Source organism: Bacteroides propionicigenes (assembly GCF_018390535.1).
Taxonomy (GTDB): Bacteria; Bacteroidota; Bacteroidia; order Bacteroidales; family Bacteroidaceae; genus Bacteroides; species Bacteroides propionicigenes.
Map to the genome: position 1 here is coordinate 1 of NZ_JAHBBW010000001.1, position 25,522 is coordinate 25,522.

Sequence of the window (25,522 nt, forward strand, 5' to 3'; positions counted from 1 at the left end):
AAATCTCTTCAAAGATCGCTTCTTTTTCGGTTGCTCTTCTTTTTCAAAAGCGGATGCAAAGGTAAGGACTTTTAAGTATATCTTCCAAATATTTCCGGAAGTTTTTTTTCTTTTTCTTTTTCTCGTCGTCTCTCTTGCGAAAGGGAGAACAAAGAAAAAGGAATGTCGTTACCGCCCGCCTTGTAAAAAGTATTTCAATCAACGCTTGCTTTCTTTTTGAAAGCGGGTGCAAAGGTAAGAACTTTATTTCATATCTTCCAAATAAATCGGAAGTTTTTTTTCATTTTTCTTTTCGAAGGAGGAAGTTTCGAAAGAAACAGCCTCAAAGGAAAAGAAAAAAGTAAGGGTTCTTACTCCGTTTCTGTCAGAATGTCAATCTATCGCCGCTCTCGTTCTCGAAAGCGGATGCAAAAGTAGGGGATTTAAAGATATGAGCCAAATATATCTGTCTCTTTTTTGACATTTTATTGAATTTTTTTCGTAACTCGCTGATTGATAAATGTGTTGTAAAGCATATTTTCTAAACGCTGACGGCAACCGAAGAAAGGGCGGCACATTATAATATATGCGGGCGCGTACACATACGCGTACAAACACTAAAATTACGCCTTCACATAGACCACAGACCTGCCGGCGCCACGCATACGTATAACACCGAAACGGACGAACGCTTGCAAATCGGATATTGCACGTCGGTTGGCTACACGGACAAGACGGGCATACTCGGCACGAGTGATGCAGATATTGATATCCAAAAAATCCAGCAGACATTGTTTCCGAGTATCCATATCTCCCACCGCTTTCGGTTTTTCCGAGAAAAAACGTTTATCGGCACGTTCAAGTTTCATCTTGTTGGCTACATAACGTTTGAACTCAACGCTGGGACGAAACTTCACCGTAGACATCTTGATTGACTCAGCACGAATATCTTTCTTCGTCATGGCAGACCGAGTACATTTCAGCGAAGTGCTAAAGAAGCCAAGCCCTTCTATTTCTACCGTATAACCATTGGCCAACTTATCGCCAAGCGCAGTGGAGACGGCCTGCATAATACCCACAATCATGGCATGGGGCATATGTTCCTCACGAAAGACTTGGTCTATGAAGTCCTTACCGGAAATAGTTCCTTTGGAACAGACGCGCGCATGAAGCGGTTTCGGTTCTTCACCCTCCGGGACCGGCGTCTCATAAAAATCATAATAAACACTCATAAGATTCTATATTTTAGTGATTTATCGAGAACCGGGAAAGACTAACCGCGAATATCGGGAAGACAAACTCTGAAATCGACAGAAATAAAAGACAAAGGTACTAATAATTATTCGTACCACAGGTGAAGTAAAATCAGCTTTCTGCATAATGACAATGACTGAACAATACATATAAATAAAGGATAAACATGGCGGTATAAATAAAATTTTAAAACCTTCGTGTGACAAAACCGAAAAACCTTGCGACAGATAGGGAAAATATCAACCTAATTATTTATCTTTGTTAGCTTGAAAAGTTAGCATACAAAAAAGCAATAAGACAATGAAAGATTTCTTGAAATTTACGCTCGCCACCGTAACAGGTATTATCGTATCGAGTGTCGTTTTGTTTTTCATCAGCATTCTCGTAGTTTTCAGTATGGTATCATCTTCGGAATCGGAAACGTTAGTACGTAAAAATTCCGTCATGATGCTGGATTTGAACGGCGCACTGACCGAACGCAGTCAAGAAAACCCGCTGGACTTCCTTATGAAGGATGATTACAAAACCTACGGACTGGACGATATCCTCTCCTCTATCAAAAAAGCAAAGGAGAACGAAGACATAAAAGGCATTTACCTCCAAGCAACCTCACTGAGTGCAGGATTTGCTTCGTTGGAAGAAATCCGCAATGCACTGAAAGATTTCAAGGAATCGGGCAAATTCATCGTGGCTTACGGCGACGCCTATACACAGAGCCTTTATTACCTGTCCAGCGTGGCAGACAAAGTGATGCTGAACCCGAAAGGTATGCTTGAATGGAGAGGACTGGCAGCCACCCCGATGTTTGTCAAGGATTTATTGGAGAAAATAGGCGTGGAGATGCAAGTATTCAAAGTGGGTACATACAAATCCGCAGTAGAACCGTATATCTCTACTGAAATGAGCCCCGCCAACCGCGAGCAAATAAATGCATACCTGTCTTCCATCTGGGGAGAGATTACGGGAGCCGTTGCCGAATCGCGCAACTTGTCCGTAGAGACACTGAACAAGGAAGCCGACCGTATGCTGATGTTCTATCCTGCAGAAGAGAGTGTGAAAAGCGGGTTGGTGGACACCTTAATATATAAGAATGATGTACGTGATTATCTGAAAAGCCGGTTGGGCATTGACAAAGACGACAAGATGCCGGTACTGGGTATTCAAGATATGATAAACGTGAAGAAGAATGTACCCAAAGACAAGAGCGGAAACATAATTGCCGTATATTATGCCTATGGTGAGATTGACGGCGGTTCATCCGCCTCCACCGAAGAGAGCATCAACTCCGAAAAGGTCATCAGAGACTTGCGCAAACTGAAAGATGACGAAAATGTAAAAGCCGTAGTACTGCGTGTGAACTCTCCGGGCGGAAGCGCTTACGGTTCAGAGCAGATATGGTATGCCGTAGAGCAACTGAAAAAAGAGAAGCCGGTTATCGCATCCATGGGCGATTATGCTGCATCAGGCGGTTATTACATTTCCTGCAACGCCGACACCATCGTTGCCGAACCTACCACGCTGACCGGTTCTATCGGCATCTTCGGCATGATGCCCAATGCCAAAGGTCTGACCGGAAAACTCGGTGTGAACTTCGACGTAGTAAAGACAAACCCCTATGCCGACTTCGGCAACCTGACCCGCCCGATGAACGACGGCGAAAAGGGATTGATGCAAATGTACGTAAACAACGGTTATGAACTCTTCCTGACCCGCTGTTCCGACGGACGCGGCATCAGCATGGAAGAGCTGGACAAGATAGCGCAAGGCCGTGTATGGACCGGCAGCACCGCTAAGGAACTGGGACTGGTGGACGAACTGGGCGGTTTGGACAAGGCGCTGGAAATAGCCATCGCCAAATCGGGTGTGGACGCTTACACCATAATGAACTATCCGAAAAAAGAGGGTTTCTTGGAGAACCTGATGAATACAAATCCGGGAAATTACATCAAAGCACGTATGCTGAACGGCAAAATGGGCGATGTGTACCGCCAGTTCAGCATCATTGAGAATTTCGACAAGATAGACCGCATACAGGCACGTGTACCGTTTGAACTGAACATACAATAACTTTAGATGAGAGATGCATCCGTAAAAATACATCATTGGCTATATCCCCTGTCCTGGCTTTACGGGACAGGGGTGTGCTTGCGAAACAAACTCTTTGACTGGGGCTGGCTCCGGTCAAGGAGTTTTGACGTTCCTGTGATATGCGTCGGCAACCTTGCCGTAGGCGGAACGGGCAAGACGCCGCATACGGAGTATCTGATAAAGCTATTACAGAATGAGGGCATAAATGTAGCTACACTGAGCCGCGGCTACAAACGAAAAAGCAAAGGCTACGTACTGGCAACCGTCGAGAGCAGTGTGCGGAAAATCGGTGACGAACCGTATCAGATAAAGAGCAAGTTCCCCAACATACGGGTAGCGGTAGACGAAGACCGCTGTCACGGCATTGAACAGCTACTGAAATTGGAAAATCCCCCTGTGAACGCCATACTGCTGGATGATGCTTTCCAGCATCGCCACGTAAAGGCGGGGATGAATATTCTGCTGACCGACTACCACCGTCTGTTGTGCGATGACGTATTGCTTCCTGCAGGCAGGCTTCGCGAGCCTGCAAGCGGTAAGAACCGCGCACAGATAGTTATCGTCACAAAATGCCCTGACGACATCAAGCCGATAGACTTCAACATCATCACCAAACGGCTGCATCTGTATCCGTATCAGCAATTGTATTTCTCCAGATTCCGCTACGGCTCACTGATGCCGTTGTTCCCCGAGAAGGCAAAAGAAAGATTTTCGTGCACAGGAGACGAACAGGTACTGCTTGTAACAGGTATCGCCTCCCCTGCCCCGCTGGCGGAGGAGGTGAAATCATATACCCCCAACGTCAACCTATTGGAGTTCGGCGACCATCATGATTTCAGCACGAAAGACTTACAACTGATAAAAGAACGGTTTGCACAGTTGGAGGGAAGTAAGAGACTGATTATCACGACAGAGAAGGATGCTACACGATTAAAGGAGCATCCCGCCCTGAGCGAGGAGCTGAAACCGTATATTTATGTGCTCCCCATTGAGATTGAGTTTTTGCAAAATCAACAATATATATTTAACCAAAACATTATTGGCTATGTTAGAACGTATTCAAGAAACTGCAACTTATCTGAAAGGTAAGATGCACACGCAGCCTGAGACAGCAATTATCCTCGGAACCGGACTTGGCAGCCTTGCAGGCGAGATTACCGAGAAGTATGAAATAAAATATGAGGATATTCCCAACTTCCCCGTTTCGACGGTAGAGGGACATAGCGGCAAACTGATTTTCGGCAAGCTGGGTGATAAAGATATTTTGGCCATGCAGGGGCGTTTCCATTTCTACGAAGGATATTCCATGAAGGAAGTAACTTTCCCCGTACGTGTGATGCGCGAATTGGGTATCAAAACCTTATTCGTTTCTAACGCCAGCGGTGGCACGAATCCTGATTTTGAAATCGGCGACTTGATGATTATCACCGATCACATTAACTTCTTCCCCGAACACCCGTTGCACGGCAGGAACATTCCATACGGCCCGCGCTTTCCGGATATGAGCGAAGCATACGACAAAGAACTTATCCGCAAGGCGGATGCCATCGCTGCTGAAAAAGATATCAAGGTGCAGCACGGCGTGTACATCGGCACGCAAGGCCCTACGTTTGAAACTCCGGCGGAATACAAGATGTTCCGTATTCTGGGTGCGGATGCAGTGGGTATGTCTACTGTTCCCGAAGTAATCGTAGCGAACCATTGCGGCATCAAAGTATTCGGCGTATCGGTAATCACGGACTTGGGCGTGGAAGGCAAGATTGTAGAAGTCTCTCACGAAGAGGTGCAGAAAGCCGCAGATGCCGCACAGCCGAAAATGACGGAGATTATGAGGGAATTGATTAACAGAGCGTAAATAAACAGTTGAAAGTTGCTATGCAGTGTAAAGCACGTAATAGCTATTAACTTTCAACTATCAACTAATAAAGAATGGGAACAGAAATAGCAACTCTCGGTGAGTTCGGTCTCATCCGCCATCTGACCGAGGGTATTGAATTAAAGAACAAATCAAGTCAATACGGTATCGGCGACGATGCTGCTGTCCTCTCCTACCCGGCGGACAAAGAGGTGCTGGTCACCACCGATTTATTGTTGGAGGGTGTACATTTCGATTTAACGTATGTACCTTTAAAACATTTGGGATATAAATCTGCCATCGTAAACTTTTCCGATATATATGCCATGAATGGTACACCTCGGCAAATCACCGTTTCGTTGGGCCTGTCCAAGCGTTTCAGCGTAGAAGATATGGAAGAATTGTATGCCGGAGTCCGTCTCGCCTGTGAGGAATATGGAGTGGATATTGTAGGCGGCGACACGTCTTCTTCCTATACAGGGCTCACTATCAGCATCACTTGCATTGGTGAAGGTGAGAAAGGAAAAATTGTTTACCGCAACGGTGCCAAAGAGACTGACCTTATCTGCGTTTCCGGTGACTTAGGCGCAGCCTATATGGGATTACAATTATTGGAACGGGAAAAAAGCGTCCTCAAAGGCGGTGACAAAGATTTGCAACCCGACTTCACAGGCAAAGAATATCTACTGGAACGACAACTGAAGCCGGAAGCCCGTCGTGACATTATTCAAAAGTTGGCAGAAGAGGGTATTCTGCCTACTTCCATGATGGACGTTTCCGACGGCCTGTCATCGGAATTGCTGCATATCTGCACGCAAAGCAAAGTTGGTTGCCGCATTTATGAGGAGCATATCCCTATCGACTACCAAACGGCTGTTATGGCAGAGGAATTCAATATGAATCTGACAACTTGCGCCCTCAACGGTGGCGAAGATTACGAGCTCCTGTTCACCGTCCCCATTGCCGACCACGAAAAAGTATCTGAAATAGAAGGTATCAAGCTGATAGGACATATCACTAAACCGGAATTGGGATGCGCCCTTATCACCCGTGACGGACAGGAATTTGAACTGAAAGCACAAGGATGGAATCCACTCAAAGAGGAAACTGAAAATCCGAGTGAGGAACTGTAAAAGTTAGTGCTTACAAATTTTTTCTGCATTTTTTCTAAAGTAATAAACGCTGATACTTAGCTATATAAGCTTTTATCAGCGTTTTTTATTCCTAAACCGCTTGCATAGTCCAAAACTTTCACTACCTTTGCAACCGCAAAAGAGATAGAAATGGTGCCATAGCTCAGTTGGTAGAGCAAAGGACTGAAAATCCTTGTGTCCCCGGTTCGATTCCTGGTGGCACCACTTAGAAGAAAAGCAAAAGACAGTAAAATCCTGATTTCCAAACGAAATCGGGATTTTTTGTTTTCCGAGAGGACGCAAAAAACGGCAGAATATTACAGTTGCTGGTGTTCCAAAAGGTGGAGCAAAAGAGGTGGAGCGCAAATCTCCACCGAATAAGATTACTTCTCTCTGATTTGCAACATTTTGCGTATCAAGAAAGCGTGCATGGTTTCCTACTTTTGTACAACGAAAAACTGTAGGAACATGAAAAGAGACTCATTCAACGTGCTTTTCTTTATCAAGAAAGCCAAACTGCTGAAAAACGGAGAAGCCTCCGTGTGTATGCGCATCACGGTGAACGGTGCGCGAGTGGAAAACAATATCCGCAAGAGCATCGAACCAGCCTTGTGGAATCAGGCGAAGGAGTGCGCCAAAGGCAAGAGCCGTAAATCCTGCGACTTGAATGCTTATATCGAGGAAGCAAGAATCAAACTCCACCAGACTTTCAATGAACTGGAAGAACAAGGGCAATTCATCACCGCTCGCCTGTTGCAAGAAAAGTTCTTCGGACAAGACAAAGCCTCTGAAGCTATCCGTACACTTATCGGAACCATGCAGGAGCATAACGACCAATGCCGTGAACTTGTCGGAAAGGACTATGCGCTGATTACCGTCCGCCGTTATGAAAGTTGTAAGCGTTATCTTGCAGAACTTATCAAACTGAAATACGGCAAGGAGGATTTGCCATTATCGGAAGTCAATGGAGAGCTGGTACGCTCTTTTGAATTCTATCTCAAAACGGAAAAGGAGTGCCAGCAGAATACGGTTATCCGCTACATGAAGTGCTTGAAGAAGATAACCAATCTTGCGCTTGCTAACGAATGGATTACCAAAGATCCGTTCATCGGCATCAAGTTTCATGAGAAAGAGGTTATCCGTGAGTTCTTGACAATGGATGAACTACTCACGATCTATCACAAGGAGTTTTCGTTAGAGCGTATCACTATTGTCCGTGATGTTTTCACCTTTGCGGCATTCACCGGATTAGCATTCATAGACGTACAACAACTGGCACCGGAACATATCGTGGAGGATTCTAATGGCAACCTATGGATTCGCAAACCTCGGCAAAAGACGAAGAACATGTGTAACATTCCTTTGCTTGATATTCCATTGGAGATTCTCCGTAAATATGCGGAACATCCAGCTTGCCAAAAGAAAAACAGACTGCTGCCAGTCCCCTGCAATCAGAAGATGAACAGCTATCTGAAAGAAATCGCAGACTTATGTATGATAAACAAGACCTTGACCACACATGTAGCCCGGCACTCGTATGCGACCTCTGTATGTCTCGCCAACGGTGTGAGCATAGAGAATGTGGCAAAAATGCTCGGCCATTCCAATATAAAAATGACGCAGCACTATGCACGTGTGTTGGATTCCTCCATTTTGCGCGATATGAATAATGTAAAGAACGTAATGTCTAAAGTTATGCGATAGATATGGATAGAGGAATAATAACAATCAGTGAAACAGGTGTAGTCACCATACCGACTGCACCCGTGTGGATGACCAAGTTCGAGATAGCCGACCTGTTCGGGGTGTTCTCATGCGATCTCCGCAAGGCGATTCATACCATTTACAAGAGCAAAGAACTGAACGAATTTGACACGATGAAATATCTCAAGCAACCGGATGGCATCAGTTACGATGTCTATAACATTGAAGTGATTATAGCCGTTGCATTCAGGATATGCAGTAAAGAGAGTATTTTGTTCAGGCAGTGTATAATCAATAAAATGAGTGCAACCAAAGCAACATCTATAATAACATTGTTTGTTTCCTGTGGCAGAGGCGACAACCGATGGTATAGTTGAGGTTCATTCCGTCAGCCACTCGTTCCCGATGTACGGATGCAAAGGTAGCGTATGGCTTGATGGCAGCGGCAAGGTTGGGCGGCAGAGCCGTTTCGGGCGGAATCTTCCTCCTGCGGAGCGTATTCAGCCCGAAAACCTTGCCACTGCCTGCCATACGCTTGAAGAGCATCCGGCAACGGAAACAAGCGACTGATGGGAAATCAGAAGACAGGAAAGAGGAACAGCTTACAGACGAAGCGGGATTTTAATGCTCCATCCGTAAGCCGTTCCTTTTTCTTTTTGCCGAAAGTCCGTTGTTAACACAATCACAGGGCAGACGGCAAACTGCGCTCCTTCAAGAAAATCAGGTTGCCATCAATCGGTAAGCGGAGCGGTAGCCGTCAGCCAGCATCCTTTCAATGTCGGATTCACGGTAGAGGATTTTACCGCCTAACTGGATATAGGCTATGCGCCCTTCGTTGCGGTAGTCCTGAAGTGTCCGGCGGCTCACTTTCAGCCGTGCCGACACCTCCTTGTCGGTGAAGAAACGCTCTCCGTTCAGTGTCAGTCGGTAATTGGCGGTCAGATGCTCGAAGCTGTCCAAAAGACGGTCAAGACTGCCCATGAAGTGGATTATCCACTCGTTGTCCTTGCTAATCAGTTCATTCATGTTATTTTGGATTTAGTGGGTATTGTTATTTTACTTCGTTCATTTCATCAAGTTTATATAGTTCTTCCTTTGAACTTTGCATCTTTGCGCCTGTCCTCCACAACGGAAGCAATGCGCTGTACGTCATCGGGACGGTAGTAGGTCTTGTGGTTTATCTGCGAGTAAGCCAGCGTCCCATTGTCCCGAAGCGTCTGCAATGTGCGTGCGCTGATGTTGAGCATTCGGCAAACGTCCTGATTGTCCATCCACTCTCCCATTGTCTTCTCTCCGTGCCTCTGACAGATGATATCCATGCGACTGACGAAACAGTCGAACTTGGCGACCATCGCCTCAAAAGTCTTTCTTTCAATTGATACGATTTCCATATACATAACTTTTTATTGTTACTGTTTTCTTTTGCTACAAAGGAATATATAATCTACTGCCTTGCAATGGATTTTCAAAAAGTGGCAGCGTGTTGCGCCGATACGGCAGCCATTGTCTGGGGAGATTATACAGAAACGGTTCTTTTCGCATGAATGCCGTCCAAACGGAAAGGTTGGCTATTTCATAATCCGCTTATTTAATATATATGGTTGTGTGTTGAAACAAAGTTTTGGTTGTTTGGAGAGTGACAACATTACGTCATGAAATCATTAAATCAATGTATCATCAAATTGCCGGACAACCATTGTTTTATTTTCTTCAATACTCGTTTTGGCAGGTATTCGATAAATCCTTTTGATAAGTGTTTGAATTTCTCGTTTTTCATGTATTCCGGTTTTTCATTTTTTGAATTATTGTCCACTTGAATAAGAAAATGATTGAACCTGCATTTCGACAAGTGGCAGTATATTGCGCTGATAGGCAGCCATTGTCCGATTCAAACCTCTGTCCGATACTGTATTAAGAGCGTAACTTTGCACCCAAACGGTAAGGGTCCCGCAGATGGAGCAATCCGGAGTTTGAAAAGTATTATTCCAATCCGACAAGCGGAGGATTCTTGTGTCCTCAAAGACACAGCAAGGTATATTTTCAGTTACTCGAATGATTCCGAGTAACTGAAAATCCCAGCACTGCCGTGGGCAGAATTATCCTCCGCAGTCGGATAATTTCGGGGTTCCTTAATCAAAGATTAAACAATGGACAAGCCATAAAATTAAAAGAATAAGAAGAATGAAAAAGAAGAGCAAGTACGGGAGAAATCCCAAGTTGAATCCGAAGACGCACTGCGTGATGGTGCGCTTCGATGATGTGGAGTGGAACAGGTTCCTGACGATGTACGAGGAATCGAACGTGTATGCGAAAGCCGTCTTTCTCAAGGCGCATTTCTTCGGACAGAAATTCAAAGTGTTGAAGGTGGACAAGGTGATGTTGGAATACTACACCAAGCTGTCCGACTTTCATGCCCAGTTCCGCGGCATCGCTACGAACTACAATCAGGTCGTTAAAGAGTTGCGCATCCACTTTTCGGAGATGAAGGCGATGGCGTTGCTCTACAAGTTGGAGAAACATACCATCGATCTTGTGAAACTGAGCCGGGAGATTGTGGAACTTTCAAAGGAGATGTATGCCAAGTGGGAACAACAGAAAGGATAAATTCCATTGTACACCTAAAAAATACGGTAGATACACAACCCTGTGAAATAACGCGAAACGCCGAGAATTTCATAGGGTCCGGCATATCATCATCGGACGTTCGGAACTATATGCGAAAGATGGGAATCGACCGAAAGGATTGAAAATATAATTCTTATCATAGAAACGACTTTGTCATTATGCACAGTCGTTTCTATGTTTCATTTACCTCTTTTTACTTCGTAACCAACACGAAATTGCTATTTTTGTAAAATGATTCAAGAAGAATTCGATTTTTACAGACCATGTAAGCTATTGCAACCTTACGTGAGATATTATTGGGTATTCAAAAGTAACCAGTTTTTGAATACCCTGACTTTTCCTATCGGTTGCTCTCAAATCATTTTCCATAAACAAGCACCGTTATATATCCCTGAACTAAATGTTACACAAGACAAACTGACTGTGAGCGGACAAGTTAATTTCTCGTCACACCTATATGCAGACGGAAATATAGAAATGATAGTGGTCGTATTCCACCCTCACGCCATGAGTATGTTTCTGAACATACCGACATCGCTCTTTTACAATCAAGAAGTGTCCGGTTACAGCCTTGAAAACAAAAGTTTGAATGAACTGGCTACACGAATATTCGACTGTGAGAATAATTCTATTTGCATAAGCTATATAGAAAAATGGCTGTTGTCACAAATTGCCGATAATTTAGCTGATACCACATACAGAATTAAAAGGATAGATGCCGCCATACAGCGAATATATATTACTCCGCAAATCTCTGTAAACGAATTATCTTCCATTGCCTGCCTAAGTAAAAAACAGTTCGAGCGGTTGTTTCATTCATTTGTAGGCATCAATCCCAAGGAATATACCCGTATCGTCCGCTTCCAAAAGGCTTTGGCGCAGATGCAGCATCAAGCGGGCAAAGAAATCAACCAGGCACAAATAGCATACGCCAGCGGCTATGCCGATCAGTCGCACTTTATCCGGGAGTTCAAGAAATTCTGCGGATATACGCCCGTGTCTTTGCTGAAAGTATCAAATCCATATTCCGATTTGTTCACCAATCCCGTATAAATGTCCCGTTTGTTCTATCCGAGGTCAAGCGCTTCTCCTACTTTTGCTACCTGATTCATTGAACGAAAATAGCATTAAGTATGAAAGAAGTAAATCCCCAAGAAACCAGCCGGGCATACGCCTTTGAAATGTGGATGAACGCACCCATGCCGATGGTGACGTTCTTTAAGACACTTAACGTGTCACGCCTTGCGAAAATCAGCCGGAAATCGGGCATGAAGTTTAATATGTTGATGTGCTGGTGTATCGGCAAAGCCGCAAGGGACGTGAAAGAATTTTATATGCTGCCCGTTGGCGGTAAACTGATGCAGTACGACACCATTGCAGTAAACACCATTGTCGCCAACAGAAAGGGCGAGGTAAGTTCGTGTGATATTCCTTTCTGCGATGATTTATCTTTATTTAATCAACACTATCTGCGACTTACCAAACAAGTGGCTGAAAGTTGCGTCAATCACGACTTGACGGAAAGCATGGTTATCGGAACTTCCGCATTGGCACAATATGAAATAGACGGGGCTGTCGGGATGTATAGCGGCATTTTTAATAATCCGTTCCTCATTTGGGGCAAATACAAGCGCCGCCTGCTGAAAACGACACTTACCGTTTCTTTCCAGTTCCACCACACGCAAATGGACGGGGCGCACGCTTCCCGCTTTTTAGACGGGGTTCAGAAAGAAATTGATAAATTGAGAATATAAGTTCAGGGAAAAACGCTATCTTTGCAGAACTAACAGAAAAATAAATAGTTGTTCAACAATATGAAATGGCAGTTGTGCATATAGCTACGCTCAACGAATAGCACTTCCAATTATTGCTATTCAGCAATAGACAGGCTTATGTTTTTAAGTTTGCCTGTCATTGTTTTGTCATTATCCCTTATTATAAATCTATAAGATTGTCGTGCTGCTTAAAGCGGCAGGATGTATTGTATCATATTGGTTTGAACAAATGAATTATACCTATAAGAAAATCTGGCTCATCGCTTTTCCTGTAATGATGAGCATCCTTATCGAACAACTGATAAATATTACCGATGCTTTGTTTTTAGGGCATGTGGGTGATGTGGAACTGGGCGCATCTGCCCTTGCCGGAATATGGTTCTTGGCAATTTATATGCTTGGCTTCGGGTTCAGTTTAGGGTTGCAAGTGGTAATTGCCCGCCGTAACGGAGAACAGCAGTATGCGGAAACGGGAAAAACGTTCTTTCAGGGATTGTTTTTCTTGCTAATACTGGCGGTACTCCTCTGTCTGCTATCCAAGATATTTTCTCCCGTTCTGTTGAAACATCTGATAACTTCGGATGATGTTTATAATGCGGTTATCCGCTATTTGGATTGGCGTATTTGGGGATTGTTGTTCTCTTTCCCGTTCCTTGCGTTACGCTCGTTTTTGGTAGGCATCACACAGACAAAAGCTCTGAACATGGCAGCTTTCACTGCCGTACTGATGAACATTCCGATGAACTGGCTCCTGATATTCGGCTTAGACATGGGTATATCGGGAGTGGCTATCGCATCTTCATTTGCCGAAATGTGTTCGCTGGCTGTATTGGCTGCATATATGTTTCGGCACATTGATAAAAAAGCATATGGCTTATACTGGCATATTGATATAACTATATTGAAAGAGGTATTTTCTATCTCGGTATGGAGTATGCTCCAGTTCTTTACAAGTGTAGCCATTTGGTTTCTGTTCTTCGTGGCTATCGAACGTTTGGGAGAAACAGAATTGGCTGTATCGAACATTGTAAGAAGTGTTTCCGCACTGTTTTCCGTTATCGTCAATGCGTTGGCTGGTGTCACCGGTTCTTTGGTGAGTAACCTGATTGGAGCAGGTGAAAAGAAACAAGTTTTTCCGCTTTGCCATAAGATTATCCGTTTAGGATATGCAATAGGCATTCCATTGATTGTTTTTGCGTTGTTCTTTCACCAGCACATTATAGGGGCTTATACGGAAAATCCCGCTATCATACAGCTTGCATGGCCGCCTTTTCTTGTCATGCTATTGAATTACTTCTTTGCACTACCCGGTTACGTCTATCTGAATGCTACAACAGGAACGGGAGCGACTCGGACGGTATTCATTTTTCAGGTGATAACTACTATTGCTTATCTGTTCTGCTTATGGGGATTAGATTTTTGTGATGCTCCATTAGCGGCATATTGGGCAGTGGAATACTTATACGTAATGCTGCTTGGTACACAAGCCGTCATTTATCTTAAATATAAACAATACTAAGAACTGAAAATTATGATGAACAAGATATATCCCCGCAAGGGTGACACGCAAACCGTTTATTTGAATGCTGTCGTAAAAGACCCGTCTATCGAAATAGGCGACTATACCATTTACAATGACTTTATTTCAGACCCGTGTCTGTTTGAGCAAAACAACGTATTGTATCATTATCCCATTAACCACGAACGGCTGATAATTGGAAAGTTCTGTTCTATTGCTTGTGGAGCAAAATTTCTGTTCAACTGTGCCAACCATACCCTGAAATCACTATCGACTTACACGTTCCCGCTGTTTTATGAAGATTGGGAATTGGATAAGGCAAATGTGGCTTCCGCTTGGGACAACAAAGGCGACATCGTAATAGGCAATGATGTATGGATAGGCTATGAAGCCGTTATTATGGCTGGTGTCCATATCGGTGACGGGGCTATTGTTGGTACAAGGGCGGTTGTGACGAAAGATGTTCCGCCCTATACCATTGTAGGTGGTATCCCCGCAAAGGAGATACGAAAGCGGTTCAGTTCTGATATAATAGAACAGATGCAGACTTTGAAATGGTGGAACTGGTCGGTAGATAAGATACGGGAATTTTTGCCTTATCTGAAAGATGGACGTTGGGATAAATTACAGGCAGTATGAAATCAATCAAGAATCTAATTTCACTCGGCTATTTGCTGATGGCATTATTGGTTATCGGCATAATGTATATTTGGTATAAAGAATGGTGCGATTTAGAGAAATTGGAAGTTCAAAATCGTCATATAGATACTTTTCGCCAAGAATCGCACAAAATATTTGTTCTTCTTATTGAACTTTCTTTATCGGGCGAGACAGTATTGGAATGGGAATATGCAGATTTGGAACATTACCATTATCAACGAATGGCAATGGACAGTATGCTATGCCGTTTCAAAACGATTTATCCGACAGAGCGCATAGACAGTGTACGCCATCTTCTTGAAGATAAGGAACGACAAATGCGTCAAATCGTGCAGGTATTTGAACAGCAACAAGCCACCAATGATAAGATCACTCGTCAAGTACCCATAATCGTACAGAAAAGTGTACAGGAACAGCCGCAAAAACCGAAGCGGAAAGGATTTCTCGGCATATTCGGCAAGAAAGAAAAGCCAAAGCCAACCGTGACCACAACAATGCTCCGTTCCCTCAACCGGAACATGATAGCCGAGCAACGGGCGCAAAGCCGCCGTCTGTCGGAACACACCGACAGCCTTGCTGCACGGAATGCAGAACTTAACCGTCTGTTACAAGGTTTGATTTGCCAAATAGACAGGAAAGTACAAGCCGACCTTCAAAAGCGAGAAACAGAGATAGCCGCAATGCGTGAGCAATCATTTATACAAATCGGCGGCTTGACAGGGTTCGTTCTTCTTCTATTAATCATTTCATATATCATAATTCACCGAAATACTAACCGTATCAAGCGGTACAAACGGGAAACGACAAATTTAATCAAACAGCTACAACAAGCGGTAGAGAAAAACGAGGCACTGATAGCCTCCCGCAAGAAAGCGGTACATACTATCACGCATGAACTGCGCACGCCGCTGACAGCGATAACGGGTTATGCCGGAATGGTGGAAAAAGAGAATGACATAGAACGAATCGGGCGTTATATCTGTAATATCCGGCAATCCTCCGACCGTATGCGCGAAATGCTCAACACCCTGCTGAGTTTCTTCTGCTTGGATAACGGCAAGGAGCAGCCGAATATTTCTCCTTGCCGGATTTCGGCAATCACGCACATTCTTGAAACGGAGTTTACGCCCATCGCCATGAACAAGGGGCTGGCTCTTGCCATAACCAATCAAACGGATACAGTCGTCCTGACCGACAAGGAACGTATCCTGCAAATCGGCAATAACCTGCTGTCAAACGCCATCAAGTTCACGGAGAACGGTGGCGTTTCTCTGACAACAGACTACGATAACGGTGTCCTGAAACTTATCGTCGAAGATACGGGCACAGGTATGACCGAAGAGGAACAGCAACGGGTGTTCAGCGCGTTTGAGCGTCTGGCAAACGCCGCTGCAAAAGACGGCTTCGGACTGGGACTTTCCATCGTTCAGCGTATCGTGACAATGCTCGGCGGCACGATATGGCTGGAGAGCGAGAAAGGCAAAGGTAGCCGTTTTACGGTGGAAATACCCATGCAGACAGCCGAAGAACTGCCGGAACAGATAAATCAAACACGGATTCATCATGACCGTACATTCCACGATGTGATAGCCATCGACAATGACGAGGTATTGCTCCTTATGTTGAAAGAAATGTATGCCCAAGAAGAAATACATTGCGATACCTGCACCGATGCTGCGGAACTGATGGAACTGATACGAAAAAAGGAATACAGCCTGCTTCTGACGGATCTGAACATGCCGGAAATCAACGGTTTCGAGCTGTTGGAACTGCTACGCACCTCCAACGTTGGCAATTCAAAGACTATCCCGGTAGTCGTGACAACCGCTTCGGGCAGTTGCAGCAAGGAGGAACTTATGGAACGTGGTTTCTCCGGTTGCCTGCTCAAACCGTTCTCCATATCGGAACTGTTGGAGGTTTCAGACAAATGCGCCATGAAAGGCAACCGGAATGAAAAGCCGGATTTCACCTCCCTGCTGTCATACGGGAATGAAGCCGTCATGCTGGAGAAACTGATAACGGAAACTGAAAAGGAAATACAGTCGGTCAGGAATGCAGAACAACGGAAAGACCTTCAGGAACTGGACGCCCTGACACACCACCTGCGCAGCTCGTGGGAGATACTCCGTACCGACCAACCGTTAAGGAAACTTTATAAACTGCTTCATTGTGATGGTACACCTGACGATAAAACAATTGGCAATGCTGTAAAAGCTGTACTGGATAAGGGTTCGGAAATCATCCGGCTGGCAAAAGAAGAAAGGAGAAAATACGAAAATGGATAAGACAAAAATCATCGTGGTGGAGGACAACATCGTGTATTGCGAGTTTGTCTGCAACCTGCTGGCACGCGAGGGATTCCGCACCGTGCAGGCTTTCCACCTCTCGACAGCGAAGAAATATCTGCAACAAGCCACAGACGGTGACATCGTGGTTTCCGACCTGCGCCTGCCCGACGGCAACGGTATCGACCTGCTGCGCTGGATGCGCAAGGAGGGCAGGATGCAGCCCTTTGTCATTATGACCGACTATGCCGAAGTGCATACGGCGGTTGAAAGCATGAAACTCGGCTCGCTGGACTACATACCCAAGCAGCTTGTGGAAGACAAACTCGTCCCCCTGTTCCGTACCATATTAAAAGAACGAAATATCGGACGAAGCCGTATGCCTCTGTTCTCGCGTGACGGCTCGGCGTTTCAAGCCATCATGAAGCGGATAAGGCTGGTAGCACCAACCGACATGAGCGTGCTGATATTCGGTGAGAACGGCACGGGCAAGGAGCATATCGCCCACCTGCTGCACGACAAGGGCAAGCGGGCAGGAAAGCCGTTCGTTGCTGTGGACTGCGGATCGCTCACCAAAGAGCTTGCGCCGTCGGCTTTCTTCGGACACGTCAGAGGGGCGTTCACGGGTGCGGACAGTGCCAGGAAAGGTTATTTCCATGAGGCGGAAGGCGGCACGCTGTTTTTGGACGAGGTGGGCAACCTCGCACCGGAAACCCAGCAGATGCTTCTGCGTGCCATACAGGAACGGAGATACCGTCCGGTAGGTGACAGAACTGACCGTAGTTTCAATGTCCGCATCATCGCCGCCACCAACGAGGATCTGGAGAAAGCGGTCAATGAAAAGCGTTTCCGGCAGGATCTATTATACCGCCTGCATGACTTCGAGATAACCGTCCCGCTGTTGCGCGACTGTCAGGAGGACGTCATGCCTTTGGCTGAGTTCTTCCGTGAAAATGCAAATCAGGAACTGGAATGCGATGTCATCGGCTTTGACGGAGAAGCCCGAAAGACATTGCTGACCCATGCGTGGCCGGGCAATGTCCGCGAGCTTCGTCAGAAAATCATGGGCGCGGTGTTGCAGGCACAGACGGGTCTTGTCACGAAAGAGCATCTGGAACTTGCCGTGACGAGGGCGACCTCACCCGTCAGCTTCGCCCTGCGCAGCGATGCGGAAGACAAGGAGCGTATCTTACGCGCGTTGAAGCAGGCGAACGGGAACCGCAAGGTTGCCGCCGAACTGCTCGGGATAGGACGCACGACGCTGTACAACAAACTGGAAGAATATGGATTGAAGTATAAATTTCAGCAACCATAGCCAGTAATTCACTGGATTTGTATGATTTTGATTATCAGAATTTGGTTAATTCTCAAAATAATATTATCTTCGTATTGAGCTGTTTGAAATGATTGGGAATCATGCAAAATGATGAAGACAGGTGGTTTCTAAACCATTACCTATATCTCTATTATTAGCTTGTAATTTATTGATATCAATCATACATTAGTTAGTGCAACAAATGTGAAACAGCAAAATGTAAACAAATATATTAAATCCAATTTTTTCAGAATACTCTTGTTTTTTGGAAGAGGAACAATGCAAGTGTCACAAGACGTTTTTCGTTTTGTTCCATTACAAAACTTTACAGATGAATCTTATATTGATTGGAGCAAAAGTATTTCTGAGATAGATACACAACTCTATGCTAAATACAAACTATCAGATGAAGAGATTTCATTCATTGAATCAATGACAAAATAATATAATATCATTTTATCAAGAATAAAGCTATGATAGAGAATGTCATAATGCTAAATAGAAAGATTTACCCCTGCTCAGATAACTGTAGCAGAGGCAAATTCCTAAAAAAAGGACTCCTCTCTCTTATTCATTACAAAATATAAAAATAGTAAATCACAATAGTATAATTTTAGCGTTCACTTTAAATTGAACGCCATTTTTTAATCACCTTTTTTGTGATTGTGAGGTTTAAGAGATGGCGTATTGCCAGGAGTCTTCTTATTATCCCTTTGCCTTCTGTCTGGTTTACCTGTTGACACGGCAATTCTTTTAGGACCAGGTTTTATGCCCATAATCATTAAAATAAAGTGACGGCTCGGCTTTTTTACAATATTACTTGCATACTTTTAAACGAATTATTACTTTTGCAGCCTATTAATGTTATACTCATTACCTATAGCCATCGTTCTTCAGGGATAATAATTCGCCTTGTTGGTTATCGCTTTGCTATATAACGATAACAACATTAATTGTTTTGATGATTTGAAAGTTCTAGCAGGTTTGACATACCTGCCAAAACTTTCATCATTAAAAATTAAGCGTATTGGATTAGTCTCCAAGTTACCGCTTTACCACAGTAGGGAGGCATTGTGTTGCCTTTCGCAATAGGTGCCGTCGTTGTAGGAAAGCCATCAACTTTCCAAACACCACTTACTGGACATTTTTCTCCTGTTTTTGCTGTCATATTATATATGATTTAGTGAATATTTGTAGGCACCTGACCAGCCATACTTGGCCACTTATTTAAAGGATAAGTATCCTCCAAGTAGAACTTGGTATAAACATCTTCCAAGACTCCCCCCCCTTGGAAGATGTTTTCGTTTGCAAATATATGACTTTTTTTCAATATCACAAATAGTTTACCGAAAAAAACTCAACTACAGACAATATATTATCATATATTCACCCTTTCGGCCCTATTAATTACTGAATTTCCCTACAATAAACAACACAGAAAAACACAAAATAAGAAAAGACCTCCTGATAAATAAAAACGAGTTAATATGTTCCTTGCAGCCCGGTACTTATTGTTCCTACCCGGTTTTAGAGTAGAAAACCTTAAGGATGATAGCAAGAAACGCCTTCAGAACACCTAGATTGTAATAGACCGACTTGTGTAACAAACTTTAAATCAAATATTGTCCCCACTATACAAGCGTCAGTTTCCTAAAACAAATTACGGTTATCCCCCCCCCAAAAAAAGAGGGGGGGGACGTGATGCCCTGCGGAGAACACAAAAGATAGTGGATGAAGATAAGTACGTAGTTGACTTCGACCTCGAACGCTTCTTTGACATGGTAAGTCATAGTAAACTAATAAAAATACTCAGTCGCGGCGTAAAATATGGAAAGGTGTAATAAATCTGATACACAAATATCTGCGTAGTGACATAATAAACGAAGAATTGTTCGAAATGAGCACCCAAGAGAGTCCCCCAAGAGGTTCTTTAAGTCCTCTACTGGGGAATATCATACCAATGAACTGGATAGGAACCTGAAAGATGTGAACATCCTATTACTTATTAAGCAAACGCTGCGCTGATATTCAGTAAATCCAAACGTAGTGTCCAATGTGTAAAGGAGTCAATAACTCGGTTCATAGAAAGCAAACTCTTCCTTAAAGTGAACCGTAAAAAGATTGTTGTATCGTATGTAAGAAAAGTAGAGTTCTTGGAATATCCTTTTTATGTAATGAGGAGAGAATGCCTTCCGAGTATACATCTTTAATTAAGATGAAAGCCAAACTCTAAGAGTTACCAAGTCTGTAATGGGGTACGAAATTAGGAAGTAGAAGCTCATTATATAAGAGTATAGACTGAATATTATATCTTACATAGATAAAACGTCTCGGTATTGATGCAAACGAATGGTTAAGGCACTGGATATGTATGTGCATTTGGAAATGCATGGAAGAAAGTCAAGGCAAAAGTTACGCTTCTAAAGAAACGCAGTGTTCTTGACTGGTAAGCACATCGGAGAGAAACACTCCCTTGGTTATTGGCATGCAACACACAGTCAATTGCTTCTAATGACAAGTTGCGTAGGATTAGTTTGTGGAACTAATTGACTACTACCTCAAAATAGAAATCGCTGTATACCGAACAGTGCGTACGAAAGATAGTTTTCGAAATCAGAAAACAAAAGTAGAAAAAACATATCGGACACTGTCCAGAATTTTGTGTAAATGAAAACAGGATTCAGTTGTAAGTTTGTTCTTATATCTGGATTCTGTTTTCAAACATAAGCATAAATTGATTCATAATCAAGCCCCAGTTTGAAATAGGCATTGTCCATTTCTTTTCAATCTCCATAAGCGAAAGATATACGGTCTTTTTTACAGCATCGTCCGAAGGAAATGAAAGTTTTGATTTCGTGTACTTTCTGATTTTTCCATTCAGGTTCTCAATGAGATTGGTTGTGCAGATTATTTTTCTGATTTCCAGCGGGAATTGGAAGAAAACAGTCAAATCATCCCAGTTGTTTCTCCATGAAAGTATAGCATAAGGATACTTTCCTCCCCATTTCTTTTCCAGATTGTCAAGTTCTGTGGCTGCAACCTCTTTGTTGGGTGCATTATAGATATTCTTCATATCCGCTGTAAACTCTTTCTTATCCTTATAAACGACATATTTACAGGAATTTCTGATCTGATGTACCACACAGACTTGAGTGGATGACTGAGGGAATACACTGCGGATAGTATCCGTAAATCCATTCAGATTGTCGGTACAGGTAATCAGTATATCCTGCACTCCACGGGCTTTTAAGTCGGTCAGGACACCCATCCAGAAAGAAGAGCTTTCCGATTTGCCAACCCACATGCCAAGAACTTCCTTCAGGCCGTTCTGTTTCAGTCCGACGCAAAGGTAAACGGTCTTGTTTATGATCTTGCCGTTATCCCGTACCTTGAAGACAATACCGTCCATCCAGACTATCAGGCAAACAGGATCAAGGGGACGGTTCTGCCACTCCTGGGCAGCCTGATTGACTTTGTTGGTAATGATGGAAATGGCCGATGTAGAGAGCTCTATTTCATAAATCTCACGCATCTCTTCCTCTATGTCAGAAACGCTCATTCCTTTGGCGTATAGGGAGATAACGAGCTTTTCTATAGAAAGTCCACGACTTTCATGTTTGGGCACTGCTATCGGCTCAAACTGGCCGTTACGGTCACGTGGAATAGAAATGACAGACTCTCCATGTTCGGTCTGGATTTTCTTCGGATAACTGCCATTCCGGGAGTTGCCGGTATTGTTCCCTGTCACAGAATTCTTTTCATAGCCCAAATGGGCATCCATTTCGCCTTCAAGCATCTTCTCCAGCACCTGGGCATGCAACTGTTTCAGAAACTTGCTCACATCCGCTTCTGTCTTGAACTGGCTAAGGAACTCCTTGCTTAACACCTCATCGGGCACTACTTGATTCTTTTCTTTCATAATCTTCTTCATTTTGCAAATCTATAAAATAAAAAATACGAGACTCAAACTTGAATCCCGTATTTTCCATTTACACAAAATATTTTATAGTGCCACATATCGAGAACTTGCTTCCAAACAGACCTTTAAGGTGTTATTAGTTTTTATTGATTACAAATTGATTTCGCTTTTTTGATTAACATATGGATTTACCGAATGACGATACCCAACTATCTCATAGCAATAATTTTGTACATTCTCAACAGTTCTTCAAATAATGCTTCATCCATTTTGGGTAACTGCTCGTATACATTCATTTTGCTTACATAATGATGTAAACTAGAATTCTTATGCAGTAATGATAAATTAATAGATTGAACATGAGCAGAAGCAATGTCATCCTTTACCAAAAAACGGATAGAATCTCTTCTTATAATATCAAAATCCAATAAACTATAATCTTGAGTTGATATTATTAGTTGAGCATTTTGTGCCGCCCCTAAAAAAAATTTCAGTAGCTGATTCAACGTATTTCTTTGAACTCCACTACTATAATCATCTAAAATTATCGTTTTCTCTTTTCTAATAGCCTCATCTAATACAATTAAAAATCGAAGTATCTCCTTAGTGCCATCAGATTGTTCTGATAGCGGCAAACGCCCTCTTCTATTTCCTGTTTTTTTATCCAAACGATGAAACGTATTCACAATGTGTTTTTCCTCATCCATCCTAAACAGCATTCTTAACTCTGCTTCTTGTTTGTCCGACAATGACTTTAGTTTTTGCAATAACTCAGCAGGATACTCTACATCAATTTTCAATTTCTCATATGACATTATATTAGTATCTACAGATTTTAAAAACGAACAAATGACATTTTTTAATTGTTTGCTATTTTCTGTTTTATCATCAGGAAGTTCTTCATTTAAATCAACATCTTCTAAATCAACAATTTCAAAACCTTCCATAAAAAATAACAAATGTGAATTTAGCAACGCATGAGAAATATTCGTTTTAATAATAGTACTAAATACTGAATTATTTTTCAATAACGAACTGCTGATAATATAATTCTCATTATCACTAACTTGTATTTTATCTGTAAAGTCAACTTTTACGATGTCACTAACTTTATCATACCAACGATGAAATAGATTGATATTAGTTTTGGTTCGTAATTCATCTAAAATCTCCTCATATATAGCATATTTATCCCATTTAATACTATATAAATACCGTGAATCATTAATATGATATACTATCTCTATTTCAGATGGCTTGTTTAAACATTCTTCGTCAAAAGCAAATGGCCTATAACGTAAAGATTCATCTTTACGTTCACGAATTTGGGCAATAAGATACTGTAATGCATCAAATGCGCTCAGAATTTTACTCTTTCCAGCACCATTATTCCCTAATAAAAATACTAGTTTTAAGATATTTATCTTGTTTTGAGTCGTAAACCCACAAAAATTATTATCCAACATTCTATTACGCTCTTTTTTCGCCGTAAATAGAATTGTTGTACGCTCCTTAAAGCAATAAAAGTTTGTGACAGTTAATGATTCAATCATAAGATATACTTTTTTATATGTGCAAAGATAATCATTTTCGAGCAACCATGCAACACAAACAGAAAAAAACTCAAGAAAATATTCTTAAAAGGCTCTGTATTGTATTTTTTCGGTTACTAATTTGCCAATTCGATTAAGTTTATTACTTTTGTGTTACGAAATCATCCGCTGTAATGATAAGCAAAACACAGCAAGTCACTGGTGGAGCAAACGGAGGAGATTACAGTTGAGTAGCTTTTGAAAATTAGTGATATTCAGCCACTTGGAAACAAATTACGATTCCTGGTGGCACCACTTTTAAAAGACTTCAAATTTGGTAAATCCCTGAAAATTAAACATTTCAGGGATTTTCTTTTTCCTCAAACTCCCACATTTTTAGCAAAATTATGCAGTTCCGTTGGTCTAAATCGTGACCAATTTAGGTCTTGAAGAAATTGACCACGAATTGTATCATAAGTCATTGATTGTCTTATCGTTTAACTCTTGCTATTCTGCACGATTCAGTAACTTTAAACCATTAATTTTTAGAGTATGAAACGACAGACTTTTAATGTGCTTTTCTTTATTAGGAAAACCAAATTAAAGAAATCTGGTGAAACGCCCATCATGTTGCGCATTACAATTGAGGGGCAACTCACCGAATTACAACTCAAACGGGATGTAATGCCTACACAATGGAATCAAGCGAAAGAACGCTGTACCGGTAAGGATGCTACATCAATGGAGACTAACCGCTATCTCCAATCGGTCAAACTTCGATTGTTAGTCATTCATAGAGAAATGGAAGATGCAGGAAAACTTATCAATCCGATGGAAGTAAAACGTAGATTTCTCGGGCTGGATGAGAAACACCTGATGTTCTTTGAAGTTTTTCAGGAACATAACGACAAATGTCGTGAGTTGATTGGCAAGGATTACGCCAAAGTAACTATCTCCCGCTTTGATACTTGTTTACGGTATTTCAAAGAGATGGCTTTGAAAAAGTATCACCTAAAGGATATTCCCATGAAAGAAATAAGCCATGCCATCATTCAGGACTATATTCATTTCCTGAAAACAAGGAAGAACTTGCAGGAGAATACAGTAATCCGTTATATGAAGGTAGTGAAGAAAATCACCAACATGGCATTAGCGAATGATTGGATGGAAAAAGACCCGTTTATCAATATCCGTTTCCATGAGCAGGAAGTACACAAAGAGTTTCTAACCAAAGAAGAATTAGAAATCATGCAAAACAAAGTTTTTGATGTTCCTCGTTTAGATTTAGTACGTGATATTTTTCTATTCCAATGCTTCACGGGGTTAGCTTTCATAGATGTATCTGAATTAAAAGCAGAACATCTTGTATCTGATAATCAAGGGAATTTATGGATTAGGAAAGCAAGACAGAAAACTAAAGTCATGTGCAACATTCCTCTTTTGGATATACCTTTAGCCATATTGGAGAAATACAAAGGGTATCCACTGGCGAAAAAGAAAGGAACATTGTTACCCGTTCCATGCAACCAAAAGCTAAACAGTTATTTGAAAGAAATTGCTGATTTATGCGGTATTAAAAAGAATTTAACCACGCATACCGGACGGCATACATTTTCAACCGTTGTCGCTTTAGCCAACAATGTATCATTGGAAAATGTAGCCAAAATGCTCGGTCATACCAATACAAATATTTAACATTAGCAGGTACTACTAAAATAAATTCAAGCATAACTAATTGATTGTAAAACCATTACTGGGCAACTGTTAATCTAACAACAGATTAAGAAGTTTATATGTATGGCAAAATGGATATGGTATCTATGCAACGAGAGCAACAAATAATATATCTGCTGCTCTCTTAATCAATATGAATAAGTAC

The 25,522-nt window shown here is 42.5% G+C and carries 22 protein-coding genes and 1 tRNA gene; 18 read left to right on the forward strand and 5 right to left on the reverse strand.

Annotation, left to right across the window (positions count from 1 at the left end):
* A partial coding sequence (locus KG118_RS00005) for a hypothetical protein (RefSeq protein ID WP_394369726.1) occupies positions 1 to 220 on the forward strand: 220 nt, incomplete at its 5' end.
* Positions 221 to 602: 382 nt separating this feature from the next.
* On the opposite strand, the gene KG118_RS00010 is transcribed toward KG118_RS00005, so the two are convergent.
* Entirely contained in the window at positions 603 to 1,211 is a 609-nt protein-coding gene (locus KG118_RS00010) for an HU family DNA-binding protein (protein WP_117712863.1), read from the reverse strand.
* A gap of 322 nt (positions 1,212 to 1,533) precedes the next feature.
* Here KG118_RS00010 and sppA point away from each other — a divergent pair, with 322 nt between their 5' ends.
* From sppA to KG118_RS00050, 8 genes are all read left to right on the forward strand, one after another.
* A complete protein-coding gene (sppA, locus tag KG118_RS00015) occupies positions 1,534 to 3,300 on the forward strand; it encodes a signal peptide peptidase SppA (protein ID WP_117712864.1) in 1,767 nt (588 codons plus the stop codon).
* Positions 3,301 to 3,306: 6 nt separating this feature from the next.
* Positions 3,307 to 4,410, forward strand: coding sequence for a tetraacyldisaccharide 4'-kinase (gene lpxK, locus KG118_RS00020; protein WP_117712865.1), 1,104 nt, complete (start codon positions 3,307 to 3,309; stop codon positions 4,408 to 4,410).
* Positions 4,367 to 5,176, forward strand: a complete 810-nt coding sequence (locus KG118_RS00025) for a purine-nucleoside phosphorylase (protein ID WP_117712933.1) — start codon at positions 4,367 to 4,369, stop codon at positions 5,174 to 5,176. The genes lpxK and KG118_RS00025 overlap by 44 nt, the downstream gene beginning before the upstream one ends.
* A gap of 74 nt (positions 5,177 to 5,250) precedes the next feature.
* Positions 5,251 to 6,309, forward strand: coding sequence for a thiamine-phosphate kinase (gene thiL / locus KG118_RS00030; protein WP_117712866.1), 1,059 nt, complete (start codon positions 5,251 to 5,253; stop codon positions 6,307 to 6,309).
* Between the two features lie 152 nt (positions 6,310 to 6,461).
* Positions 6,462 to 6,534: transfer RNA gene (locus KG118_RS00035), tRNA-Phe, on the forward strand.
* 243 nt (positions 6,535 to 6,777) lie between these two features.
* Complete coding sequence (locus KG118_RS00040; RefSeq protein WP_005636778.1) at positions 6,778 to 8,013, forward strand: site-specific integrase; 1,236 nt, start codon at positions 6,778 to 6,780, stop codon at positions 8,011 to 8,013.
* A gap of 2 nt (positions 8,014 to 8,015) precedes the next feature.
* Positions 8,016 to 8,390 (forward strand): hypothetical protein, encoded by a 375-nt coding sequence (locus tag KG118_RS00045; protein ID WP_005636776.1) that lies wholly within the window; start codon positions 8,016 to 8,018, stop codon positions 8,388 to 8,390.
* Positions 8,359 to 8,583, forward strand: coding sequence for a hypothetical protein (locus tag KG118_RS00050; RefSeq protein WP_167454922.1), 225 nt, complete (start codon positions 8,359 to 8,361; stop codon positions 8,581 to 8,583). Before KG118_RS00045 ends, KG118_RS00050 begins: the two co-directional genes overlap by 32 nt.
* 150 nt (positions 8,584 to 8,733) lie before the next feature.
* Here the strand turns inward: KG118_RS00050 and KG118_RS00055 are convergent, their stop codons facing one another.
* Together KG118_RS00055 and KG118_RS00060 are read right to left on the reverse strand one after the other, a co-directional pair.
* Positions 8,734 to 9,039 (reverse strand): helix-turn-helix domain-containing protein, encoded by a 306-nt coding sequence (locus KG118_RS00055; RefSeq protein ID WP_005636771.1) that lies wholly within the window; start codon positions 9,037 to 9,039, stop codon positions 8,734 to 8,736.
* A gap of 53 nt (positions 9,040 to 9,092) precedes the next feature.
* On the reverse strand, positions 9,093 to 9,404 hold the full coding sequence (locus KG118_RS00060) for a helix-turn-helix domain-containing protein (RefSeq protein WP_039849936.1): 312 nt from the start codon (positions 9,402 to 9,404) through the stop codon (positions 9,093 to 9,095).
* 790 nt (positions 9,405 to 10,194) lie between these two features.
* On the opposite strand from KG118_RS00060, the gene mobA reads away from it, so the two are divergent.
* The 8 genes from mobA to KG118_RS00100 all read left to right on the forward strand — a co-directional run bounded on the left by mobA (position 10,195) and on the right by KG118_RS00100 (position 18,636).
* Complete coding sequence (gene mobA, locus KG118_RS00065) at positions 10,195 to 10,617, forward strand: conjugal transfer protein MobA (RefSeq protein ID WP_005636763.1); 423 nt, start codon at positions 10,195 to 10,197, stop codon at positions 10,615 to 10,617.
* 252 nt (positions 10,618 to 10,869) lie between these two features.
* On the forward strand, positions 10,870 to 11,691 hold the full coding sequence (locus tag KG118_RS00070) for a helix-turn-helix domain-containing protein (protein WP_005636762.1): 822 nt from the start codon (positions 10,870 to 10,872) through the stop codon (positions 11,689 to 11,691).
* Between the two features lie 80 nt (positions 11,692 to 11,771).
* Positions 11,772 to 12,392, forward strand: coding sequence for a CatA-like O-acetyltransferase, family 2 (locus KG118_RS00075; protein WP_005636760.1), 621 nt, complete (start codon positions 11,772 to 11,774; stop codon positions 12,390 to 12,392).
* Positions 12,393 to 12,642: 250 nt separating this feature from the next.
* On the forward strand, positions 12,643 to 13,932 hold the full coding sequence (locus tag KG118_RS00080) for an MATE family efflux transporter (protein WP_172676538.1): 1,290 nt from the start codon (positions 12,643 to 12,645) through the stop codon (positions 13,930 to 13,932).
* A 12-nt stretch (positions 13,933 to 13,944) separates the two neighbouring features.
* On the forward strand, positions 13,945 to 14,571 hold the full coding sequence (locus KG118_RS00085; RefSeq protein ID WP_005636756.1) for a CatB-related O-acetyltransferase: 627 nt from the start codon (positions 13,945 to 13,947) through the stop codon (positions 14,569 to 14,571).
* A complete protein-coding gene (locus tag KG118_RS00090; RefSeq protein ID WP_005636755.1) occupies positions 14,568 to 16,877 on the forward strand; it encodes a hybrid sensor histidine kinase/response regulator in 2,310 nt (769 codons plus the stop codon). Before KG118_RS00085 ends, KG118_RS00090 begins: the two co-directional genes overlap by 4 nt.
* Positions 16,870 to 18,192: a sigma-54-dependent transcriptional regulator gene (locus KG118_RS00095; RefSeq protein WP_005636754.1), complete on the forward strand. Its 1,323-nt coding sequence runs from the start codon at positions 16,870 to 16,872 to the stop codon at positions 18,190 to 18,192. The genes KG118_RS00090 and KG118_RS00095 overlap by 8 nt, the downstream gene beginning before the upstream one ends.
* A gap of 204 nt (positions 18,193 to 18,396) precedes the next feature.
* On the forward strand, positions 18,397 to 18,636 hold the full coding sequence (locus tag KG118_RS00100) for a hypothetical protein (protein WP_004347709.1): 240 nt from the start codon (positions 18,397 to 18,399) through the stop codon (positions 18,634 to 18,636).
* A 2,254-nt stretch (positions 18,637 to 20,890) separates the two neighbouring features.
* Here the strand turns inward: KG118_RS00100 and KG118_RS00105 are convergent.
* Positions 20,891 to 22,111 (reverse strand): IS256 family transposase, encoded by a 1,221-nt coding sequence (locus KG118_RS00105; protein WP_005650368.1) that lies wholly within the window; start codon positions 22,109 to 22,111, stop codon positions 20,891 to 20,893.
* Positions 22,112 to 22,320: 209 nt separating this feature from the next.
* Complete coding sequence (locus KG118_RS00110; protein ID WP_005636744.1) at positions 22,321 to 23,664, reverse strand: AAA family ATPase; 1,344 nt, start codon at positions 23,662 to 23,664, stop codon at positions 22,321 to 22,323.
* A gap of 531 nt (positions 23,665 to 24,195) precedes the next feature.
* Here KG118_RS00110 and KG118_RS00115 point away from each other — a divergent pair.
* A complete protein-coding gene (locus tag KG118_RS00115; protein ID WP_213388314.1) occupies positions 24,196 to 25,338 on the forward strand; it encodes a site-specific integrase in 1,143 nt (380 codons plus the stop codon).
* Positions 25,339 to 25,522 lie beyond the last annotated feature (184 nt).